This window comes from Chryseobacterium sp. Mn2064 (assembly GCF_049319685.1).
Classification (GTDB): Bacteria; Bacteroidota; Bacteroidia; order Flavobacteriales; family Weeksellaceae; genus Chryseobacterium.
This window is the reverse complement of sequence record NZ_JBMOUE010000005.1, coordinates 68,346-88,358: the sequence shown is the minus strand read 5'-3', so window position 1 is coordinate 88,358 and position 20,013 is coordinate 68,346. Positions and strand designations below refer to the sequence as shown.

Below are 20,013 nucleotides of genomic sequence, written 5' to 3'. Positions count from 1 at the left end.
TTTACTTTTATAAAAAAAACGGAACTTCTATGATATAGAGTTCCGTTTTTATTTGGTGAAAGTCAGGCTATAATATCAACCTTGCAGATTTTATTTCCAGGTTTTAAGTTCATAAGCAGCTTCCCAGAAATGATATTCCATACGGGAGGCCGTGATGAAAGCTTCGGTCATTTTTTTTCTGGTATCAGCAGTACTGTTTTCAGCGATTTTATCACAAATGACTATTGCCTGATCCACTGCGGCAGAAAACTCTTCGCCGGCATAATTAGCAATCCATTTTTCATAAGGATTATTGTCGGTATTCTGAATCTTGTAGATATAATTTCCAACTTCCCTGTAAATCCAGAAGCAAGGTAATACCGCGGCAACGGCAATTTCCACAGATTCCAAAGCAGCTGTACTTCTCAGAAAATGGATGTAATGATGACATACAGGCTGTAAAATTCCTTTGTCACTCACTCCGAAATCTTTAAAGTAAGACTCGTGCAGGGCATTTTCTACGACAATAGCATTTTCTGCAAAACGCATGAAGGCTAATACATCCTGAAGATCCGGGATTTTAGCTGCAATCAGAGAAAGGGTTCTTCCAAAATGTTCTAAGTATAAAGAATCCTGAGCCATGTAAAAACGGAATTTCTCCTGAGGTAGACTGCCGTCTGATAATTCCTTTATAAAAGGCATATCGAGAATAGATTGGTAGCATTCTTCAATATCATTCCAGGTTTGTTCAGACCATTTCATTTTTGATAAGTTTTTGAGGGTTAAAAAAGTGGTTAAGAGGACCGTTTCCAAGTCCTGTTTGTACATCTATTCCGTTTTCGATAGCCTGGTAAACATAATCCTGAGCTAAAGAAACAGCTTCATACAAGGTTTTTCCCTGAGCGATATAAGCTGCGATTGCTGAAGAAAGCGTACAGCCAGAACCGTGGGTGTTGTGGGTCGCAAATTTTATGGTTTCAAAAGGATGAAATACATCAGACTCATCATAAAATAGAGACGTTATCGTTGAGGTTTCCTGATGACCGCCTTTAAGAAGGATTGTTTTACATCCCAATGTTTTAATCTTTTTTCCGGCTGTGTAAAGATCCTCAAGAGTTTCTACTTTCATGTCTGCCAGAATAGCAGCTTCGTCCATATTGGGAGTAATCACATCAGCAATAGGAAACAGCATTTCTGTAATCGCATTGATGGTCTCTTCTTCAATCAACCGATGTCCGCTGGTAGCAACCATTACAGGATCAAATACAATGGGTATTTTTTGATATTGTGAGAGGGTAGAAACAATAGTTTCAACCAGCTGCGGTGTGTGAACCATCCCGATTTTAATAGCATCAGGGACGATATCTTCCAGAATGGCTTTGATCTGATCAGCCACGGCTTCAACAGGAATCGGATATATATTTCTTACTCCCTGAGTATTTTGTACAGGTAAGGCCGTTAATACCGATGTTGAAAAACATCCCAGTGCGGAAGTGGTTTTAATATCAGCCTGAATTCCAGCACCGCCGCTTCCATCGAAACCTGCGATGGTTAGAACCGATGGATATTTATATTTTTTCATTTTAAAATTTCGTTTTTTAATTCATATGCGGCTTTTTGGGGATCATTTGCGCTGCATATTGCCGAGACTACCGCAAGACAGTCTGCTCCTGCATTGATGATTATCCTTGCATTTTCCCGATGAACATTCCCTATTGCTACCAAAGGTTTTCTTGTGCGTTGCCTAATCTCTGAGATGCCTTCGAGTCCCCATTCTATGATAGTATCTGTTTTAGTATTGGTTTTAAATACAGGACTTATTCCAAGATAATCTGAAAAAGAAGTTTCTTCATTGTCAAGCTGTATCAGGTGCTCTATAGAATACCCTATTATTTTATCTTTAATGAGAGGCTGCTGTCTCAGATAAGTAGGAGCGGTGTCACTGTTTCCAACATGAATTCCTGCAGCATTTACTTTTTCAGCCACTTCAATATTATCATTAATGATAAGAGGAATATTGTATTTCTCGGTGATTTCGAGAAGTTGCTGGGCTTTTTGAAGAAATACAGCGGTAGAGTCATTTTTTTCTCGCAGCTGAATGATATCTACACCACCCAAAATTGCTTGTTCAGCAACTGTTAGAAAGTTTTTTCCAGCACAGTCAGCTTCGGAAATCACAAGGTATAATTGGTAAGGGAAGGAAGATAGGCTCATTTTTTCTCAATTTTCAAATGACGGATGAATTCTTCTTCAGTAATATTGTAAAGCTTATCGATCAGATTAACCTGAAGGCTTCCCGGACCTTTGCTTTTCTGAACAGCCAGTTCTCCCGATATCCCGATCAATGCCATTGCTGCTGCAGTGCCTAATGCTTTGTCCTCTGTACATGCTATGAATGCTCCTATTAATGCTGTTGCTGAACATCCAAGGCCAGTGACCTTAGTCATAAGAGGATGTCCATTTTTAATAAAGAAAGTTTGATGAGGGCTAAGGATAATATCAGTTTCACCAGAAATACAGACAATCGTATTATATTGATTGACTAAAATTTGAGCTGCGTCCACCGCTTCATTGCTTTCTGCGGTACTGTCAACCCCTTTGGTAACTGTCGTATTGATCTTAGCCAGAGCGATAATTTCAGAAGCATTTCCTCTGATCACCGTAGGGCGATATTGTAAAAGCTGATGTAGGATCTGATCGCGGAATGAAGTGGCACCCGCTCCAACAGGGTCTAAAACCCAAGGCTTGTGAATAACATCTGCTGTTTCTGCAGCCATAATCATCGATTCGGACCAATATTCATCAAGAGTCCCAATATTAATCACTACCGAATGGGCAATATTGATCATTTCCCTAATCTCAGATTTGGCATGAGACATAATAGGAGAGGCACCTGCAGCCAAAAGAGCATTGGCTGTATTGTTCATCACTACATAATTGGTAATATTGTGAACCAGGGGAGATTTTTGTTGTACAAGCTGAACTTGCTGCCAGAGAATTTTTTCCATTGTTATCATTAAAATAAAAATAGCTTTAGGAAAAATCCGGAACAAAAGATACATTAGAGGATAATGTAATTTTGCTTTTCCCTACGCCGGTGTAAGCCGTATCAGGTTCGAAGGGACTCTCTCAATTCTTTTCAGAATACCCCTAAAGCATAACAAATGTATAAAAATTATCACAGCAGGCAAAAAACCGCTACAGGAATTTGAAAAAGAAATAGATCAACCTTTTCATCTTAATCATTACTTTTTACCTGTAAAAAAAAACTAAACTTACGTCAACTTTTACCACTAATCTCACCAATATTATCAATTAAGACATTATCATCCATCTAATAAAAACACAATCATCTGTGCCCATTCGTGAAATCTGTGGTTAAAAATTAAAAATCTCCCTGATTAAAAACAGTCAGCAGATAATTGATTAATGCAAAGTCTAGTCTTTTAGTACATAAAAAGCTATAACTAGACAAAATAATATGACTTAAATTATAAAGTATTGATGATATTTTTTACTTTTTCTGCGATACAACGAAGTCCACCATTTCATCTGTAAGTTTATCAAGATATGCTTTATCTGTAGTACCAAAGCCATGAACACCTTTATCAACAACAATTAAGGAGGTTTGTACTTTAGCTCTTTTTAATTTTCTATACAGTTTTTTGGATTGACTTAAAGGAACAATCTTATCACTATTTCCCTGAACGATCAAAGTAGTAACTGCATCAGAAACGAAATAAACAGGAGAAATAGTTTTGAAATATTCTATGGCTCTGTCCTGATCTTTTTTCACATCATATCCCGAAAGACCTTTTACCAAATTCTGTTGCAGGGTGACAATTTTTTTGGAAATTAATCCGATCATAGCCACAGGAATGGTCCCCAATCTTGTATGGAAAAGTGTATTAAGATCTGCCGGTCCATAATGATCGATCACATAATTAACTTTTGCTGAATAAGATGAAAGCTCAGAATTACCTATATAAGTATTGTCCGGAGTGTAGGCCGCCATCAATGCAAGGTGAGCGCCTGCAGATGCACCGAAAAGGCCAATATTATGAGTATCAAAATTATATTTTTCTGCATTTTTTCTTACCCATCTTATAGCATCTTTGGTATCTTCCAGCGGAAGCGGAAAATGTGTATTATCATTCAGAAGTGTATAATTGATGCTGACTACAGCATAGTTTTTAGCCATCAGTTTTGCAATCGTAGTCTCTACATAATTATCTGCATGAATGATTTTATCACCTTCTACCCATCCGCCACCATGAATGTAAATAAGTACAGGAAGCTTCTCTGCTGAAGTATTTTTAGGGGTAAAAATATCCAGTTGTATAGGATTTCCTTTCTTATTGATGGTGTAAGTAACGTTCTCTGTGATGGTAGCAATTTCCGGAAGAAGAGTACTTTTTACAGGAGGTGTTTTAACCGGTATTTGTGAAAAATTTTGTGAAAAAAATAAATTGGAAAGGTTTAAAAATAAAACAAAAAACAGGTTTGTAAAAAACCTGTAGTGTGATATGTTGTTTATGTTTGAATTCATAATAATTTTTTTGAGGGAAACGTTATTTTACTAACTCCTCAAAAAGCTTACCAAAAGTACGATCCAGATCTTTGGATTTTCCTGGATGAGGTCTAGATGTTTGCACAACAGCACTTCTTACAGCGGTCAGCCATCGGAAACGCTCAGGAATGTCCAGCAAAGCAATTGGTCCGCCCTCTTTATCACCATTGGCTATCTTCTGAAAACTTACCAGATTCTGGATAACATCATCATAGTCCAGTTTACTGTGCATGAGTTTGAATTTATCAGGACACAGATAGAATTCTACTTTGATGAATTTTTCCTTTTTAGAAAACATCACCAATCCTATATTGAAAAATTCCTCTCTTTCAACCTTTGGTACCAAGCGTATTACCGCGTATTCATATATTTTATCCTCTTGCATTTTTGGCTTCGTTTACAAAGATTTGAGAATTTTCGAATCTGGTTTTCAGGAACTGAAAATAGATTTCACGTATTTCATCTGGAGTTTCGTCGGCATCATCCCAGTACAGCCAATTTTCGGGAATTAAATTGACAATTTCTCTGAAAAGAGCATCGTTCAGTACTTCATGAGCAAATTGATCGGCTTCATCCAGCATTTTTGCTTTAGGAAGAAGAACGTGATCTTTCACATATTTGAAAGGCGTTTTTGCCGCAGTGTCAAAGTTCTGCCATGAATGATGGAAATAGAATGAAGCTCCGTTATCAATAATCCAGAGTTCTTTATTCCACATCAGCATATTGGTATTTTTGAATGTACGGTCAATATTGGTAATGAAAGCATCCAGCCATACAATTTTTGATGCTAAAAGAGGATCAACACGTACACCGGGATCATAGGTAATGGAGCCGGAAAGGTAATGTAAACCTAAATTCAGACCTTCTGAAAACTTTAGCAGATCCTGTATTTCTTCATCAGCTTCTGTTCTACCAAAATCTGCATCAAGATTAATAAAAACAAGTTCGGGAATTTTTAATCCCAACGCTTCTGTAATCTTTCCGCCCAGAAGTTCGGAGATCAGCATTTTCACTCCATGGCCGGCACCACGGAATTTTAAAACATACTTAAAGTCATCATCAGCTTCTGCCAAAGCAGGAAGCGAACCTCCTTCTCTCAACGGCAGAATGTAACGCATCACGGTTACAGTTCTTAAATTCTGCATGAGGCAAAAATAAGCTTATTTTTTTATAATTTTTATTGGTTTTTATAGTTCAGAAAATAAATTGGGTCTCTTTAAATACGGTAATTTCAAGAAAGAAAATAGGCTTACAACGCTAATTGGATGAGCAAGAAAATGTATTTAAAAGTAATAAAAGTAGAGTTTTTTTCATAAATTTATATTTAAATTATCATTGTAGATATGAATTGTGTTAAATAAAATTCGTTTATTTTATGAATTTGATTGTTGAAAAAGATATATTTTTAAAGAATAATGAAACAAAAGGTTTTCTGGCTGATAGTTTTTATACAGAGAGTACAGACAAGCTGCCATTGGTGATCTTTGTTCATGGATATAAAGGATATAAAGACTGGGGCGCTTGGGATTTGATGGGGCATAAGTTTGCTGAAGCAGGCTTTTTCTTTGTTAAGTTTAATTTTTCACATAACGGAACAACGGTCGATAATCCTCATCATTTTGCTGACCTTGAAGCTTTTGGAAATAATAATTATTCTAAAGAACTTTCAGATCTTGGTGTTGTTATTGATCATTTTATTCAAAATCCGCATGTAGATTCAGAGAAGGTGATACTGATTGGACACAGTAGAGGAGGAGGAATTTCCATTATCAAAACATCAGAAGATGAACGAATCAACGGTTTGATTACTTTAGCCAGTGTAGATACTCTAGAAAGATTTCCTACTGGTGAAGCCTTTGAAAAGTGGAAAAAAGAAAGAGTATATTATGCTTTAAACGGCCGTACAAAACAGGAAATGCCTCATTATTATCAGTTTTATGAAAATTATGAAGAAAATATTCACCGGTTTGATGTAGAACGGGCTACCGAAATGGCAAAAGCTCATATGTTGATTATACACGGAACAGAAGACGAGGCTGTAGAAGTAAAGCAGGCGGAGCATCTTCACCTTCTTCACCCGAATTCTGAATTGTTTCTTATTGAAAATGCCAATCATACTTTTGGGGCAAAAGAACCTTGGGTGGATCATCATTTACCCAAAGATCTCAATACAGTCACTGAAAAATGTATTGATTTTATCAGAGAAAAACTGAATTAAAACTTTTCCAATCATATTATAATACATTAACCAACATACTTATATTTATGAAAAAAATCATTGCAGGCGCATTTGCGCTATCATTATTTGTTGTTTCCTGTAAGAAAGAATCAAAAACGGACACTTCTGTGAGTAAAGATTCTTTAGCTGCCATGACATCCAAAGATTCGGCTGCTGCTCCAAAAACAGATTCTGCATCAACAAAAGCAGCCTCTGTTCCGGGTACAGACAATATCATTACCAAAAATGAAGGGAAATATCCGAATGAGATCAAACTGTTTGAAGATAAAACGATTTCTGACAGATTGAAGAAGTTACTGGGGAAAAAGTATGATGAAATGGTGAAGAACTTCAATGTAGAAACTCCTGTTACCTCCGAAAACGGGATTTATAAAGTGACAGGATGTAAGCAGCACGATTGTCCGGGATATTCCACAGATATTTATTACGATGCCAAGGATGACAATATAAATGTTATGATAGATCAGAATGGAACATTAACAGATTTCAGCGAAAAGAAGAAGATCGCAGTGACAAAGTCTTTAAAAGCAAAATAAAAAAAAGCCAGCCTGAATTTTTCAGGCTGGCCTTTTTTTACTATTATGATGGTTTACTTCATGATCAGAATACTCCAGGCTTCTTCTATTTTGCTTTCCAGAAGAAGCTTTTGTGCATTGAGATGAATATTTTCATCAGCATGAAATTCTCCGGAGGGTAATACTTCCGTATTGGCAAGCATCCCAAGATCATTTCCAGTGAATATTTTACTGTATTTGATGGCTTCCGGCAGAAGATCGAAACCGATTCCTTTTGTTACCAAAGGTTTTGGAACTTCAAAAAGATTGTTTTCATTATTTCTGGAATACCAATTACTGCCCAAACGGGCTACCATATCCAGTTTTTGCTGATCAAGGTTTCCTGCTTCATTCAGATATTCTTCACGAATGTGAATCTTCTGAACTTCACAGATCACAAGATTTCCTGCGCCACCCTGATCTCCCAATGATTTTACCTCTAAAACTTTGCATTCAAAATTTACAGGACATTCCTCAATTAGTTTGGGTGTTACAAGATCTGCATCTTTCATCGTAAGACCAGATTTTACAAATTCATTAACTCCGGTTTCGTATTCTGTAGAAGCCAAAGAGATTTGTTGTACAATTGGAAAATTTACAGTTCCAATGACAACTTCCGGAACTTCCAGAACATTTTCCAATGTATGTTTTGTCGTATTATCACGAACTCTTCTCGATGGTGAAAAGATCAGAATCGGAGGAACCGTACTGAACATATTGAAAAAGCTGAATGGTGATAAATTATGATGACCGTCTTTATCCACCGTAGATGCCAAAGCAATAGGTCGCGGTGAAACAGCCGTTTGCATAATGGTTTGTAATTGTACAGAGGTTAAATCGGAAGGAATTACTGTTTTCATACTTTTCTTTTTAACACTTAAGTTATTTTAGTAAACATATAAAAGATCACTTAAGAATGAAAATCGTAGATTTTCATTCTTTGGGAAGCTCCTTAAATATTTTAGAGGCAAAAGATTCACAGCCTTCATGATAAAGGTTTGTGACATTGAAATTAACTAATATTGAGCGAGGTACTTTTAACAGATTCATATAATTCATAGTCTGAGCTTTATGTATCTGATGAATTTCAGCAACTGATTTTAGTTCTAAGATAATTAATTCCTCAATCAAAAAATCACATTTTACTTTACAGTCTATATGGTTTCCTTTATATAAAAATGGTATTTCAAGTTCACTTCGATATTGTAGACCAATAAGATCAAATTCTTTTTTCAGGCATTGATGGTAAACGTCTTCATACAAACCAGGACCTGCTAATTTATGTACTTCTATGCAGGCTCCAATAATTTTGTAAGACAGATGATTAATTAACTTTTGAGTAATCATAATGCAAGAATATGAAAATCATAGATTTTCAATACTAAAGTGAACTTAATTTTACCATTATCATGTAACTTAAAAAACTTAAGTGTTTAAATAATTATTAAACCGTTGGAATAATTTTACCGGAAACTTCTCCGAAACCTACTCTCACTCCATCTTTTTCTGCCCAAGCTTTCATGGTAACGGTATCATTGTCTTCAATGAATTTTCTCTCTTCACCATTGCTTAATGATAAAGGATTTTGACCTCTCCATGTCAGTTCAAGCATAGAACCGAAAGATTTTGGATCGCTTCCGGAAATAGTACCGCTGGCATAAAGATCACCCACTTCAACATTACATCCGTTTACGGTATGGTGAGCCAGTTGCTGTGTCATATTCCAATACATGTGCTTGTAATTGCTTTCACAGATTAGATTCTGATCTCTATTTTCAGGCTGAATGTAGACTTCAAGGTTGATATCGTAGTTTTTATCTCCTTCAAATTTCAGATATTCTAAAACTTCAGGATCTTGTGTTGGAGAAGCTGTTCTGAATGGTTCTAAAGCTTCAAGAGTAACCACCCATGGAGAAATAGATGAACCGAAATTCTTGGCAAGGAATGGTCCTAGTGGAACATATTCCCAAGCCTGAATATCTCTTGCAGACCAATCGTTGAAAACGACCATTCCGAAAATAGCATCTTCAGCGTCTTTAGTAGAAATACTTTCTCCCATCTCTGTATTTTTATTGATGATGAAAGCCATTTCAAGTTCGAAATCCAGTTGTTTGGAAGGTCCGAAAACAGGCTTATCTGCATCAGCAGGTTTTGTCTGACCTTTTGGGCGATTGATTTCCGTTCCTGAAACAACAATAGAAGAGGCTCTACCATGGTAACCTACAGGTAAATGCTTCCAGTTAGGTAATAAAGCATTAGCAGGATCACGGAACATTTTTCCTACATTGGTAGCGTGTTCAATGCTGCTGTAGAAATCTGTATAATTGGGAATGTGAATAGGCATCATCATTTTAACCTTGTCCAGGTCATAGAATGCTTCTTCAATGGTTTTCTGATCTTTTGAAAGAGTAGAACCTTCCTGCAGAAGTGTCTGAATTTTTGCGCGGACAGCATTGGTAACCGGCTTACCCAATTCGATAAATTCGTTGATGGTGTATGCTTCAAAAACATTGTCGTCTAATCCTTCAATATCTTCAAAATACCCAAGATCATACAAGGTGGCAAGATCAACAACCTGATCTCCGATTCTTGTACAGCATCCAATATATTCTTTGTTAAAAACTGCTACTCCAAAAGGAATATTATGTATAGAAAAATCCGAATTTGAGGAATAGTCTACAAATGATTTCATAAGTTTAGATTTTAGTTAGATTAAAACGGCATCTGGAATTGATGTTTTACAGATGTTTATTTTTTTGCCTTTTTCGAGTAAGATTGTTCATCAATCCATCGGTCTTTCGTATTGACGTCGATGAGGTACAGAATATTATCCTGCTGAGTCAGAAGCAGTGTTTTGGTAACTGGTAGGGGAACTTTTTTATTTTCAAGCATATCAGCTCTTAAAGAAATTATGTTTTTCTTTCGGATAATATCCCCGGTAAAAACGTTGGAACTGCTTTCTCCTGTAGCTTTATCATCGAATACTTCCACATAGGTAGCGTTATTTCCTTTAATGATAATAAAGTCTCTTTCTGTGTGGTCTGCTTCATCTTTAATGAAAACAAATTTCTTGTTATCAATATTTACCTGCTCCAGATTTTGATTGATGCCTTTTCTTTCTTCAAGTCTTTTAAGAATTGCATCCAATGTTCCATACTGAGCTTTCAGCCCTAATGTTCCAAAGAATAAAACTCCGATTAAAAATTTTCTCATATGGTGTGTTTTATAAAAAAGTTTTGCCAGAATATGGTATTCTGACAAAACTTAATATTTCTTATGTAAAATTAAAGATTACCTCTTCTCTCTTGCTCTCTTTCCAGCGCTTCGAATAAAGCTTTGAAGTTTCCGGCACCAAAACTCTGTGCGCCATGTCTTTCAATAATTTCGAAGAATAGGGTAGGGCGGTCTTCTACAGGTTTTGTAAAGATCTGAAGTAAGTACCCTTCTTCATCATGATCAATAAGTATACCTAAGTCCTGAAGTTTCTTTAAATCTTCGTCAATATGACCTACTCTTTCAGGAACCATATCGTAATATGCTTCCGGTGGAGCAGAAAGGAATTCTACACCGCGTTTTTTAAGCTCAGTTACCGTGTGGATGATATCTTTTGTAGCTACCGCAATGTGTTGTACTCCCTCACCTTCATAGAAATCAAGATATTCTTCTACCTGAGATTTCTTTTTACCTTCTGCAGGCTCGTTGATAGGGAATTTTGCAAATCCGTTTCCGTTGGACATTACTTTAGACATCAATGCAGAATATTCTGTGTTGATTTGTTTGTCGTCAAAAGAAAGGATGTTTACAAATCCCATTACTTTTTCATACCATTCAACAGTTGGAATCATTCTGTTCCAGTCTACATTTCCTACGCAATGGTCTACATATAGTAATCCTGCTTCTTCAGGTTTGTAGTCGCTTTCCCACTTTTCATATCCAGGCATGAAAGCTCCGTTATAATTTTTTCTCTCAACAAACATATGAACGGTTTCTCCATAGGTATAGATTCCGGACATTCTTACCTCACCATGCTCATCAGTTAAAGTTACAGGCTCTAAATACGGTTTTCCACCTCTTTTAGTTGTTTCTTCGAAAGCTGCATAAGCGTCATCTACCCAAAGTGCCAAAATTTTTACTCCGTCACCATGTTTTTTTACGTGTTCGTTGATAGGGGAGTCAGATTTTAGTCCTGTTGTTAAAACCAATCTGATTTTTCCCTGTTGAAGCACATAAGATGCACGGTCTCTCACTCCTGTTTCAGGACCGGCATAAGCTACAGACTGAAAACCGAAAGCGGTTTTGTAATAATGGGCAGCCTGTTTTGCATTTCCTACATAAAACTCAATATAATCTGTACCATTAATTGGTAAGAAATTTTCTGCTTGAGCAATTTTCTCGGCAAATGTAAGTGTTGACATATTTTCTCTTTTACTTTTATTTTATTGGTATGCAAATTACAAAAATCTTAGACATTGCGAAAATATAACCCCGGAATCGTTGAATATATTTAACATAACCTTGAAGAAGAGTTTACTTAAGTATATTTAAGTTTCACGTGTTTAGAATCAACCGCTTACATTTGTCATACAAAAGACAAGTGAGAAAAAACATTTCGAACACGAAAGCCACAGAATTTATCTGCGGCTTTCTTATTTTTAGACTGTTTCTATTTGTCGGTTTAATCTTCCGGCATCCGGATTATAGTTGTCCCAGATTTTCCAGGTGTTGTTTATTTTTCTGAGAAAATAGATCTGTGTATTCAGTTGATTGACAAAGTGTTCCTCTCCTGTTTGTCCAACTTTAAATAAGAGATTCCAGAATTCCTGAGACTCCAGTATCTTTTTATCCGGTTCGTCGGTCACAATATTGATGTCGAAAACTTCGTAATTGGAACGATTATTTTTGGTAACCAGATGAAAATCTTTATCACACAATTCTTTGCTGAATAATGACAAACGCTCTAAAAACGGGGAGTCATGAAACACCAGGTCTTTTAGTTTCTCTGTATCGTGAGCAGGAAAGAGTTTATAAAACTCGAATGCAGAAGCACAATAGTCGTACACCATCTGGGTAAGAAAAGATTGTTCGTCAGCCTCCTGATCATCTTTTTGTTTGTGCCTTACAGACAGGATATAATCATTAAGGTCTTTATACCCTAAAAAAATGCATATTTTATCCAGTGTTTTCAGAAACCTGAGATCATTGTGAGTTTTGTCCTGATAGTCATTTTCAAAAAAACGCTGCAGTGTAACGTGTGAAATAGTGTTACCGATTTCAAATTTTTTTCCTCCTTTAAGTTCTTCAGCTTCTGAAAGCTCGTCTTTGATGATTTCTGAAAGAATAATATAATGGCTTCTCTTCCATTCATTCACATTCCCCAAAACAGAATTCCTTACTTTCGAATGCTTTACCACCTCTTCCCGTATCGAATTATATATAGTCTTCAATTTGTTTGTTTTATAAAGAGTTTGATCAAAAATACTGCCAAAATGTTAACACTTTTTTATTGATTATTCATCGGAATTAAAAAATGGATTTTAGAGTTGAGTTCGCGAGAATACAAGATGGTCTGATTATCAGTGCTTAAATCTTTCATAAGCAGCACGCTCCAACATTTCTCTATCGTCCGGATGGGCAATACTGATGAGTTCCTGTGCTCTCTGACGAAGATTTTTGCCATATAAATAAGCGGTTCCATATTCGGTAACAACATAGTGAATATGCCCTCTTGTAGTCACTACACCGGCACCCTGTTTAAGATAGGGAACAATCCTTGAAATTCCTTTTTTTGTTCTGGAAGTAATGGCAATGATAGGTTTCCCGTCTTCTCCCAGTGCTGCTCCTCTCATAAAATCCATTTGCCCACCAATGCCGCTGTACTGAAGGGTACCGATAGAATCGGCGCATACCTGTCCTGTAAGATCTATTTCAATCGCTGAGTTGATGGCTACCATTTTTTTGTTTTTCATGATGTTGATCGGAAAATTGACTTCACTTACATCCCTGAAAGCAAAAACAGTATTGTCATCTACATAGTCATAGAGCTTTCTTGTCCCGAAACAGAAGCTGGTAATGGTTTTATTGTCATTGTAGCCTTTGTATTTATTATTGATGACATCATTCTGGATCAGATCGATTACCCCATCACTCAGCATTTCAGTATGAATACCCAGGTCCTTATGATTGGTTAAGCATTTCAACACAGCATCAGGAATGGTTCCGATTCCCATTTGAAGGGTGGATCTGTCTTCAATAAGTTCTGCTACATTTTTGCCTACAAGCATTTCCTCAGGGCCAACTTTTGAACCATAATCGACGGTTGGAAGCTCTTCCTCATGCCACACCAGCTTATGGATTCTGCTGATGTGAATCATTCCGTCTCCGTGGGTTCTTGGCATTCTGGGGTTTACTATTGCAACTATTATTTTGGCGGTGTCTACGGCCGATCTTGCGATGTCAACAGAAGTTCCCAAAGTACAGAAACCATGCTTGTCGGGTGGAGAGACCGTTATCAGTGCCACATCCAGCGGAAGAATATTTTTTCTGAATAAGATTGGGATTTCACTTAAAAATACAGGAACAAAGTCGCCTCTGTCTGAGTTGACGGCATCGCGTACCGGAGTAGAAACAAACAGAGAGTTGACAAAGAAATGATCTTTGTATTGTGGTTTGGCAATTTCAACATTTCCCTGTTGGGTAATAGAAACCATTTCAACATTTTCCAGGCGGTGCGACTGTCTTGCCAGTTCATCAATCAGGTAATTGGGAGTACAGGCACTTCCATGAAAAAATACACGGTTTCCGCTTTTTATCGTATATATCGCTTCTTCTGCGCTGATGTAATTCTGCATATTTTATCTTTTTTAAATAATAGTCATAATGGGTTTTGACCTAATCTTTTTATCCTATAAAATATCTCTGTTCTTTCAAAGATAGCCTTTATAATCTTATCTTTTTCTAAATATTTGATGGTTTTGATGAGATTTTTATCATATTAATGAAAGAAGTATTGCATAAAAATAAAATGACCCAACGCATTGCATTGGGTCATTTTAAATATTGGTTGGCTATTCTTAATTTTGAATATCTGTTTCTATAGCTTGTTTCATACTTCCTGTCTCAGCAAAGCGTAAATGCCAGCTGAATGACTCTTCCAACAAGTGTGGAGTATGACCTCCTCTTTCGCAGGCTCTGTCAAAATAAGACTGCAGTTCTTCTTTATAATCAGAGTGTACACAGTTGTCAATGATTTTCTGAGCTCTTTCTCTTGGTGCTAATCCTCTCAGATCTGCCAATCCAACATCGGTTACCAGAATATCTACATCGTGTTCGGTATGATCTGTATGAGAAACCATTGGGAGTACGTGGGAAATATTGTTTCCTTTTGAAGCAGCCTGAGTTACAAAAATACTTAGGTAGGCATTTCTTGCAAAGTCTCCCGAACCTCCAATTCCGTTCATAATTTTGGATCCTCCGATGTGGGTAGAGTTTACATTTCCGTAGATATCAAACTCAATGGCTGTATTGATGGCGATGACTCCTAATCTTCTGATCAATCCCGGAGTATTAGAAATATTCTGAGGTCTTAAAACAAATTTGTCTTTATATTTTGAAAGATTTCCCAGTACTCTTTCATAGCATTCCTGGGAAACAGTGATGGAAGATGCTGATGCAAAACTTAGCTTACCGGAATCAATCAGGTCAAATGTACTGTCCTGAAGAACTTCTGAAAACATGGTCAGATCATAGAAATTACTGTCCTTAAAACCTGTAAGTACAGCATTGGCTACCTTACCAATACCGGCCTGAAGAGGAAGTAATCTGTCTGTAAGACGTCCCAAAAGAACTTCATTTTCAAAGAAAGCAAGAAGGTGCTTGGCGATGGCTGTTGTTTTTTCGTCCGGTTCTGCAATATCAGCCGGGCTGTCTTTACGGTTGGTAAAAACAATGGCCTCAATTTTTTCAGGATCTACAGGAATGCTTTTTCTTCCGATTTTGTTCCACGGAGCTACAATTGGGATCACATTTCTGTAAGGATAGTCTTCAGCCTGGTAAATGTCGTGGATTCCGTATACTTCTTCAGGAACTTCTGTATTGATTTCAATGATGACTTTTTTAGCCAACGCTGCAAATGTTACGGAGTTTCCGACAGATGTTGTGGGAACAATGCTTCCGTCTCTTTCAATGTAAGCAGCTTCTATAACAGCTACGTCAATGCTTTGAAGATTTTTGGTGTGAAGAAGTTCTGCACTTTCACTCAAATGCTGATCGATGAAAAGAATTTCCCCTTTGTTGATCTTATTTCGTAAGATTGGATCTACCTGAAACGGCATTCTTTTCCTTAAAACATTAGCTTCAGCCAGTTTTCCATCGGTACCATGACCTAGAGAAGCTCCGGTCATTAAGGTGACTTTAAGGTCTTCTGTTTTTCCTCTTTCTGCAAGGGCCGGCAAAATAGCTTTGCTGTCACCTGCTTTCGTAAAGCCGCTAGACCCAATGGTCATCCCGTCTTTAATGATTTTTACAGCATTTTCTGCCGTGGTTACTTTTTGGTGTAGACTTTCTAATCTGATTCTTTCTAACATGTAATATTGATTTTGTTTTAAACCACCATTACTTAGGATGCGTCATGAAAAATAATGATGGCTAATATGTTAACCATACCTCACAAATTTACGAAAAAAGACGCTTTAAATAAAGGATTTAAAGCGTCTTTTGTATGTATTCAGTAGTAGTTTTCTACTGTTTTATTCTAACCAAGAAGTTTTATAAGAGGGATCTTCCACTTTTAAAGCTTCTTCGGTAATTTTCAGAGGACGGAACGGATCTACCATTACCGCATATTCCTCTGTGAATTTCTTACCAATACTTCTTTCCATAGCACCGGGGTGAGGTCCGTGTACAATTCCTCCAGGGTGAAGGGTAAAGTCCATAAGATCAATATGATTACGGCTCATAAAATCACCTTCTGTGTAGAATAATACTTCATCAGAATCGATATTAGAGTGGTTGTAAGGTGCCGGAATAGCTTGTGGATGATAGTCATACATTCTTGCGCAGAATGAACACACTACAAAATTATGTCCTTCAAAATTCTGGTGAACCGGTGGCGGTTGGTGAATTCTTCCGGTAATCGGTTCGAAGTTTTTAATATTGAATTTATAAGGATAAAAGTATCCATCCCAACCCACTACATCAAATGGATGAGTTGCGTAGATGAAATCTGTAATTTCGTTTTGTTTTTTTACTTTGATCAGAAATTCTCCTTTCTCATCTATAGGTTCTTTGAAAGTAGGAGCGATCATATCTCTTTCGCAGAATGGAGAATGTTCCAACATCTGCCCAAACTCATTTCTGTATCGTTTCGGAGTATAAATAGGAGAGTGGCTTTCCAATACAAAAAAGACGGTATCATCAGATTTCAGTTCTACCTGATAAATGGTTCCTCTTGGGATGATAAGATAATCTCCGGTTACGAACTCAAGATCCCCAACAAAGGTTTTCAAAATTCCGGTTCCGTTGTGAACATACAAAAGCTCATCACATTCAGCGTTTTTGTAGAAATAATCCATCGATTTTCTTGGCTTTGCCAATCCCATTTTCAGGTCGTTGTTCATCAAAAGGATCTTTCGGCTGTCCATAAAATCGTCTTCAGGAGTTACATTCATTCCTTTAAACATTCTTGGAGCAACGTTCTTCTCTACTGCAATTTTTGGAGTTACATCCTTCGGTTCACCAATCGATTTGATCTGTGTAGGACGGTGAATATGGTATAGCAGTGAAGAAATTCCATGAAAGCCTTCGGTACCGAAAAGCTGTTCATAGTAAAACTTATCTTCCGGAGACTTAAAGATCGTATGCCTTTTTGGTGGGATATTTCCCGATACATGATATCTCATTTTACTTTCATATGTAGTTTCTCAAATTTAATCATTTTTCATGAATTGGCTCAATCAATATTTTCTAAGAAGTTTTGTAATTGAAAAATAATTGTTAGATTTGTCTAACAATTTTAATTTCATGAAGCGAATATTATTTTCTATTACTTTTTTATCATCCTACTGTTTTGCCCAGGAGACAGACAGTCTAAGTTTACCTCAACAAAAAAATATAGATTCGGCGAAGGTTTCGAGGAGGGAAATCAAGACGAGCAATATTGAAGATGTAGTGGTTACCGGTACCATAAAACCGATGAGCAGATCGAAAAGCCCTGTAGCTGTAGAAATTTACAGTCAGAAATTTTTCCAGAAAAATCCAACTGCCAGTATTTTTGAAGCCATTGCCATGGTAAACGGTGTAAAACCTCAGTTGAACTGCTCCGTCTGTAACACCGGAGATATTCACATCAACGGGCTGGAAGGACCTTATACTATGATTCTAATTGACGGAATGCCGATTGTAAGTTCACTTTCCACTGTATATGGGCTAAGCGGAATTCCGAATAGTTTGGTTGACAGAATAGAGGTTGTGAAAGGTCCTGCATCATCCATTTATGGTTCTGAAGCGATGGGAGGAGTTATTAATATCATCACCAAAAATGCTTTAACCGCTCCTAAGTTAAGTGTGGATCTGATGACGACCAGTTGGTTTGAAAATAATCTTGATCTTTCGACGAAGTTTAATGTAGGGAAGAATGCCGCTTCTTTATTAAGTTTAAATTATTTCAGTTTTCAGGAAAGAATAGATCAGAACAAAGATAATTTCACAGATACCACTTTACAAAGCAGAATTTCTGTATTTAACAAGTGGAATTTTAAGAGAAAAGAAAACAGACAGGCCAGTTTTGCGATGAGATATCTGTACGAGGACCGTTTTGGTGGTGAAATGCAGTGGAACAAATCTTTCCGTGGAAGTGATCAGGTATATGGTGAAAGTATTTACACCAACAGAGCTGAGGTTTTCGGTTTGTATGAGTGGCCTATGAAAGAGCATATTGTGACTCAGTTTTCCTACAATTATCATAATCAAAACTCTTTTTATGGATCAAATCCATTCGATGCAATACAAAAGGTCGCTTTTGTGCAGACGTATTGGGACAGAAGCTTTGGAAGCCATGATATCACTGCCGGGCTTACTTTTAAAAGAACGTTCTATGATGATAACACTCCAGGAACATTAGCTGCTGATGGTATCACCAATGCGCCGATGAAATCACCAATTTGGGGTGCTTTTGTTCAGGATCAGTGGGAGATTAATGATAAAAATACTCTATTGCTGGGCTATCGATATGATTATGACAGAATCCATCATTCGGTTCATTCGCCAAGATTTGCGTGGAAATTTTCTCCGAACCCTTATCATACTTTGCGATTCAATTTCGGAACAGGTTTCAGGGTGGTGAATTTATTTACAGAAGACCACGCTGCTCTTACAGGTTCCAGAGATGTGGTTGTGAAAACGGATCTCAAGCCGGAAAGATCAGTCAACGGAAATCTTAATTATATCTGGAAAGTTCCTGTAGGAGGTCGTATGCTGAGCTTTGATGCTTCTGCTTTTTATACCTATTTCAGTAATAAAATTGTAGGTGATTTTGATTCCGATCCTAATAAAATCATTTATGACAATCTTCACGGGTACGGAATTTCAAGGGGAGCTTCTTTGAATGTAGATTTTACTTTTCAATTTCCTCTAAGTGTCAATCTTGGCGTAACGTATCTGGATGTTTATCAGAAGTTTGATAACGAAAATCAAAAAACACAACAGTTACATGCCCCCAAATGGAGTGGTACTTATAATCTGACTTATAAGTTTGCCAACAATCTGACTATAGATTTTACAGGACAGTTTTATGGACCTATGAGGCTTCCTGTTTTGCCTAACGATTATCGCCCGGAATATTCTCCATTCTATTCTTTGGCTAATATTCAGTTTTCCAAAAGTTTCAAATCTGGGTTTGAAGTGTATTGCGGGGTTAAAAACCTTTTCAACTTTACGCCTAAAGATCCTCTGATGAGACCGTTTGATCCGTTTGATAAGCATGTTGATGATCCCATCAATAATCCCAATCATTATACTTTTGATACAGCGTACGGGTATGCCCCAATGCAGCGTATTCGAGGTTTTTTTGGTGTAAAATATAATTTAAAATGAAAAAAATAGCTTTATTTTTTATGTTAGTGTCCTGTTTTTATCTGTCTCAGATGAAGACAGGCACTTTTTCTGAAATAGAGACTTTACAAAAAGTGAGTCCAAGACCTATGGTCATTCACCTTTATACCGATTGGTGTGCAGTGTGTAAGATCGAATCTTATCATTTGAGTAAAGATAAAGAGCTTGTAGGTTTGATGAATGATCATTTTTATTTCGTGAATTTTGAGGCGGAGAAAACAAAAGAAAAAATTCGTTTTCAGAACCGTGATTTTGAGTATCTGCAGAATGGAAGCTCCGGAATTCATGAGTTGGCTTTGGCTTTATCTAAGAATAAAAACCAGCCTGTTTATCCTTTGTGGGTGTTTCTGGATAAGCATCAGAATCTGGTGTATTATCAGGAAGGGCAGATGACATCTGAAAAAATGAAGCAGAAACTGTTGGAGATTTCTGCTTTGTAAGTTGGGAGGTTTTGTTGGAAAACGCAAGGGCGCAAAGTTTTTTCTTATGTTTTAAGGCGCAAGGATTTTATCTGCGATAAAATTGTATATTCCTAATACTTTATAGATTATTTCTTGCTGGAAATC

The 20,013-nt window shown here is 36.9% G+C and carries 20 protein-coding genes and 1 riboswitch; of the genes, 4 read left to right on the top strand and 16 right to left on the bottom strand.

What is annotated here, in order from left to right:
• Positions 1–90: 90 nt before the first annotated feature.
• From tenA to ACL9RH_RS17965, 7 genes are all read right to left on the bottom strand, one after another.
• Positions 91–741, bottom strand: a complete 651-nt coding sequence (gene tenA / locus ACL9RH_RS17995; RefSeq protein ID WP_422694733.1) for a thiaminase II — start codon at positions 739–741, stop codon at positions 91–93.
• Complete coding sequence (gene thiD, locus ACL9RH_RS17990) at positions 728–1,561, bottom strand: bifunctional hydroxymethylpyrimidine kinase/phosphomethylpyrimidine kinase (RefSeq protein ID WP_422694732.1); 834 nt, start codon at positions 1,559–1,561, stop codon at positions 728–730. The genes tenA and thiD overlap by 14 nt, the downstream gene beginning before the upstream one ends.
• Positions 1,558–2,193, bottom strand: coding sequence for a thiamine phosphate synthase (thiE, locus tag ACL9RH_RS17985; RefSeq protein ID WP_422694731.1), 636 nt, complete (start codon positions 2,191–2,193; stop codon positions 1,558–1,560). Before thiE ends, thiD begins: the two co-directional genes overlap by 4 nt.
• Positions 2,190–2,987, bottom strand: a complete 798-nt coding sequence (gene thiM, locus ACL9RH_RS17980; RefSeq protein ID WP_422694730.1) for a hydroxyethylthiazole kinase — start codon at positions 2,985–2,987, stop codon at positions 2,190–2,192. Before thiM ends, thiE begins: the two co-directional genes overlap by 4 nt.
• A 61-nt stretch (positions 2,988–3,048) precedes the next feature.
• Positions 3,049–3,141: riboswitch (TPP riboswitch) on the bottom strand.
• Positions 3,142–3,493: 352 nt separating this feature from the next.
• A complete protein-coding gene (locus ACL9RH_RS17975; protein ID WP_422694729.1) occupies positions 3,494–4,528 on the bottom strand; it encodes an alpha/beta hydrolase fold domain-containing protein in 1,035 nt (344 codons plus the stop codon).
• Positions 4,529–4,550: 22 nt separating this feature from the next.
• Complete coding sequence (locus ACL9RH_RS17970) at positions 4,551–4,934, bottom strand: DUF3037 domain-containing protein (protein WP_422694728.1); 384 nt, start codon at positions 4,932–4,934, stop codon at positions 4,551–4,553.
• On the bottom strand, positions 4,921–5,694 hold the full coding sequence (locus tag ACL9RH_RS17965; protein ID WP_422694727.1) for a HipA family kinase: 774 nt from the start codon (positions 5,692–5,694) through the stop codon (positions 4,921–4,923). Before ACL9RH_RS17965 ends, ACL9RH_RS17970 begins: the two co-directional genes overlap by 14 nt.
• A 230-nt stretch (positions 5,695–5,924) precedes the next feature.
• Here ACL9RH_RS17965 and ACL9RH_RS17960 point away from each other — a divergent pair, with 230 nt between their 5' ends.
• The gene (locus tag ACL9RH_RS17960; RefSeq protein ID WP_422694726.1) at positions 5,925–6,767 is read left to right on the top strand and encodes an alpha/beta hydrolase family protein; all 843 of its coding nucleotides are present in this window, start codon (positions 5,925–5,927) and stop codon (positions 6,765–6,767) included.
• A 47-nt stretch (positions 6,768–6,814) separates the two neighbouring features.
• The gene (locus ACL9RH_RS17955) at positions 6,815–7,324 is read left to right on the top strand and encodes a hypothetical protein (protein WP_422694725.1); all 510 of its coding nucleotides are present in this window, start codon (positions 6,815–6,817) and stop codon (positions 7,322–7,324) included.
• A gap of 53 nt (positions 7,325–7,377) precedes the next feature.
• On the opposite strand, the gene ACL9RH_RS17950 is transcribed toward ACL9RH_RS17955, so the two are convergent.
• The 9 genes from ACL9RH_RS17950 to ACL9RH_RS17910 all read right to left on the bottom strand — a co-directional run bounded on the left by ACL9RH_RS17950 (position 7,378) and on the right by ACL9RH_RS17910 (position 17,238).
• The gene (locus tag ACL9RH_RS17950; protein WP_422694724.1) at positions 7,378–8,202 is read right to left on the bottom strand and encodes a flavin reductase family protein; all 825 of its coding nucleotides are present in this window, start codon (positions 8,200–8,202) and stop codon (positions 7,378–7,380) included.
• Between the two features lie 73 nt (positions 8,203–8,275).
• Positions 8,276–8,689, bottom strand: coding sequence for a GxxExxY protein (locus ACL9RH_RS17945; protein WP_422694723.1), 414 nt, complete (start codon positions 8,687–8,689; stop codon positions 8,276–8,278).
• Positions 8,690–8,786: 97 nt separating this feature from the next.
• Complete coding sequence (gene fahA, locus ACL9RH_RS17940; protein WP_422694722.1) at positions 8,787–10,034, bottom strand: fumarylacetoacetase; 1,248 nt, start codon at positions 10,032–10,034, stop codon at positions 8,787–8,789.
• A gap of 56 nt (positions 10,035–10,090) precedes the next feature.
• A complete protein-coding gene (locus ACL9RH_RS17935; RefSeq protein WP_422694721.1) occupies positions 10,091–10,555 on the bottom strand; it encodes a hypothetical protein in 465 nt (154 codons plus the stop codon).
• Positions 10,556–10,626: 71 nt separating this feature from the next.
• A complete protein-coding gene (gene hppD, locus ACL9RH_RS17930; RefSeq protein ID WP_422694720.1) occupies positions 10,627–11,757 on the bottom strand; it encodes a 4-hydroxyphenylpyruvate dioxygenase in 1,131 nt (376 codons plus the stop codon).
• A gap of 237 nt (positions 11,758–11,994) precedes the next feature.
• Positions 11,995–12,786 carry a hypothetical protein gene (locus ACL9RH_RS17925; RefSeq protein WP_422694719.1) on the bottom strand — a complete coding sequence of 264 codons (792 nt, stop codon included), beginning with the start codon at positions 12,784–12,786 and terminating at the stop codon, positions 11,995–11,997.
• Positions 12,787–12,915: 129 nt separating this feature from the next.
• Positions 12,916–14,190, bottom strand: coding sequence for an acetyl-CoA hydrolase/transferase family protein (locus tag ACL9RH_RS17920; RefSeq protein WP_422694718.1), 1,275 nt, complete (start codon positions 14,188–14,190; stop codon positions 12,916–12,918).
• Positions 14,191–14,412: 222 nt separating this feature from the next.
• The gene (locus ACL9RH_RS17915; protein WP_422694717.1) at positions 14,413–15,924 is read right to left on the bottom strand and encodes a succinate CoA transferase; all 1,512 of its coding nucleotides are present in this window, start codon (positions 15,922–15,924) and stop codon (positions 14,413–14,415) included.
• Between the two features lie 162 nt (positions 15,925–16,086).
• On the bottom strand, positions 16,087–17,238 hold the full coding sequence (locus tag ACL9RH_RS17910) for a homogentisate 1,2-dioxygenase (RefSeq protein WP_422694716.1): 1,152 nt from the start codon (positions 17,236–17,238) through the stop codon (positions 16,087–16,089).
• Between the two features lie 121 nt (positions 17,239–17,359).
• Between ACL9RH_RS17910 and ACL9RH_RS17905 the strand changes: the two genes are divergently transcribed.
• Both ACL9RH_RS17905 and ACL9RH_RS17900 read left to right on the top strand, forming a co-directional pair.
• Positions 17,360–19,429, top strand: a complete 2,070-nt coding sequence (locus tag ACL9RH_RS17905; protein ID WP_422694715.1) for a TonB-dependent receptor plug domain-containing protein — start codon at positions 17,360–17,362, stop codon at positions 19,427–19,429.
• Positions 19,426–19,887 (top strand): thiol:disulfide interchange protein, encoded by a 462-nt coding sequence (locus ACL9RH_RS17900; protein ID WP_422694714.1) that lies wholly within the window; start codon positions 19,426–19,428, stop codon positions 19,885–19,887. Before ACL9RH_RS17905 ends, ACL9RH_RS17900 begins: the two co-directional genes overlap by 4 nt.
• The last annotated feature ends 126 nt before the right edge of the window (positions 19,888–20,013 follow it).

Bases quoted from the DNA above. Each gene is read 5' to 3' on its own strand.
- tenA (WP_422694733.1), bottom strand. From the start codon at position 741: ATGAAATGGTCTGAACAAACCTGGAATGATATTGAAGAATGCTACCAA.
- thiD (WP_422694732.1), bottom strand. From the start codon at position 1,561: ATGAAAAAATATAAATATCCATCGGTTCTAACCATCGCAGGTTTCGAT.
- thiE (WP_422694731.1), bottom strand. From the start codon at position 2,193: ATGAGCCTATCTTCCTTCCCTTACCAATTATACCTTGTGATTTCCGAA.
- thiM (WP_422694730.1), bottom strand. From the start codon at position 2,987: ATGGAAAAAATTCTCTGGCAGCAAGTTCAGCTTGTACAACAAAAATCT.
- ACL9RH_RS17975 (WP_422694729.1), bottom strand. From the start codon at position 4,528: ATGAATTCAAACATAAACAACATATCACACTACAGGTTTTTTACAAAC.
- ACL9RH_RS17970 (WP_422694728.1), bottom strand. From the start codon at position 4,934: ATGCAAGAGGATAAAATATATGAATACGCGGTAATACGCTTGGTACCA.
- ACL9RH_RS17965 (WP_422694727.1), bottom strand. From the start codon at position 5,694: ATGCAGAATTTAAGAACTGTAACCGTGATGCGTTACATTCTGCCGTTG.
- ACL9RH_RS17960 (WP_422694726.1), top strand. From the start codon at position 5,925: ATGAATTTGATTGTTGAAAAAGATATATTTTTAAAGAATAATGAAACA.
- ACL9RH_RS17955 (WP_422694725.1), top strand. From the start codon at position 6,815: ATGAAAAAAATCATTGCAGGCGCATTTGCGCTATCATTATTTGTTGTT.
- ACL9RH_RS17950 (WP_422694724.1), bottom strand. From the start codon at position 8,202: ATGAAAACAGTAATTCCTTCCGATTTAACCTCTGTACAATTACAAACC.
- ACL9RH_RS17945 (WP_422694723.1), bottom strand. From the start codon at position 8,689: ATGATTACTCAAAAGTTAATTAATCATCTGTCTTACAAAATTATTGGA.
- fahA (WP_422694722.1), bottom strand. From the start codon at position 10,034: ATGAAATCATTTGTAGACTATTCCTCAAATTCGGATTTTTCTATACAT.
- ACL9RH_RS17935 (WP_422694721.1), bottom strand. From the start codon at position 10,555: ATGAGAAAATTTTTAATCGGAGTTTTATTCTTTGGAACATTAGGGCTG.
- hppD (WP_422694720.1), bottom strand. From the start codon at position 11,757: ATGTCAACACTTACATTTGCCGAGAAAATTGCTCAAGCAGAAAATTTC.
- ACL9RH_RS17920 (WP_422694718.1), bottom strand. From the start codon at position 14,190: ATGCAGAATTACATCAGCGCAGAAGAAGCGATATATACGATAAAAAGC.
- ACL9RH_RS17915 (WP_422694717.1), bottom strand. From the start codon at position 15,924: ATGTTAGAAAGAATCAGATTAGAAAGTCTACACCAAAAAGTAACCACG.
- ACL9RH_RS17910 (WP_422694716.1), bottom strand. From the start codon at position 17,238: ATGAGATATCATGTATCGGGAAATATCCCACCAAAAAGGCATACGATC.
- ACL9RH_RS17905 (WP_422694715.1), top strand. From the start codon at position 17,360: ATGAAGCGAATATTATTTTCTATTACTTTTTTATCATCCTACTGTTTT.
- ACL9RH_RS17900 (WP_422694714.1), top strand. From the start codon at position 19,426: ATGAAAAAAATAGCTTTATTTTTTATGTTAGTGTCCTGTTTTTATCTG.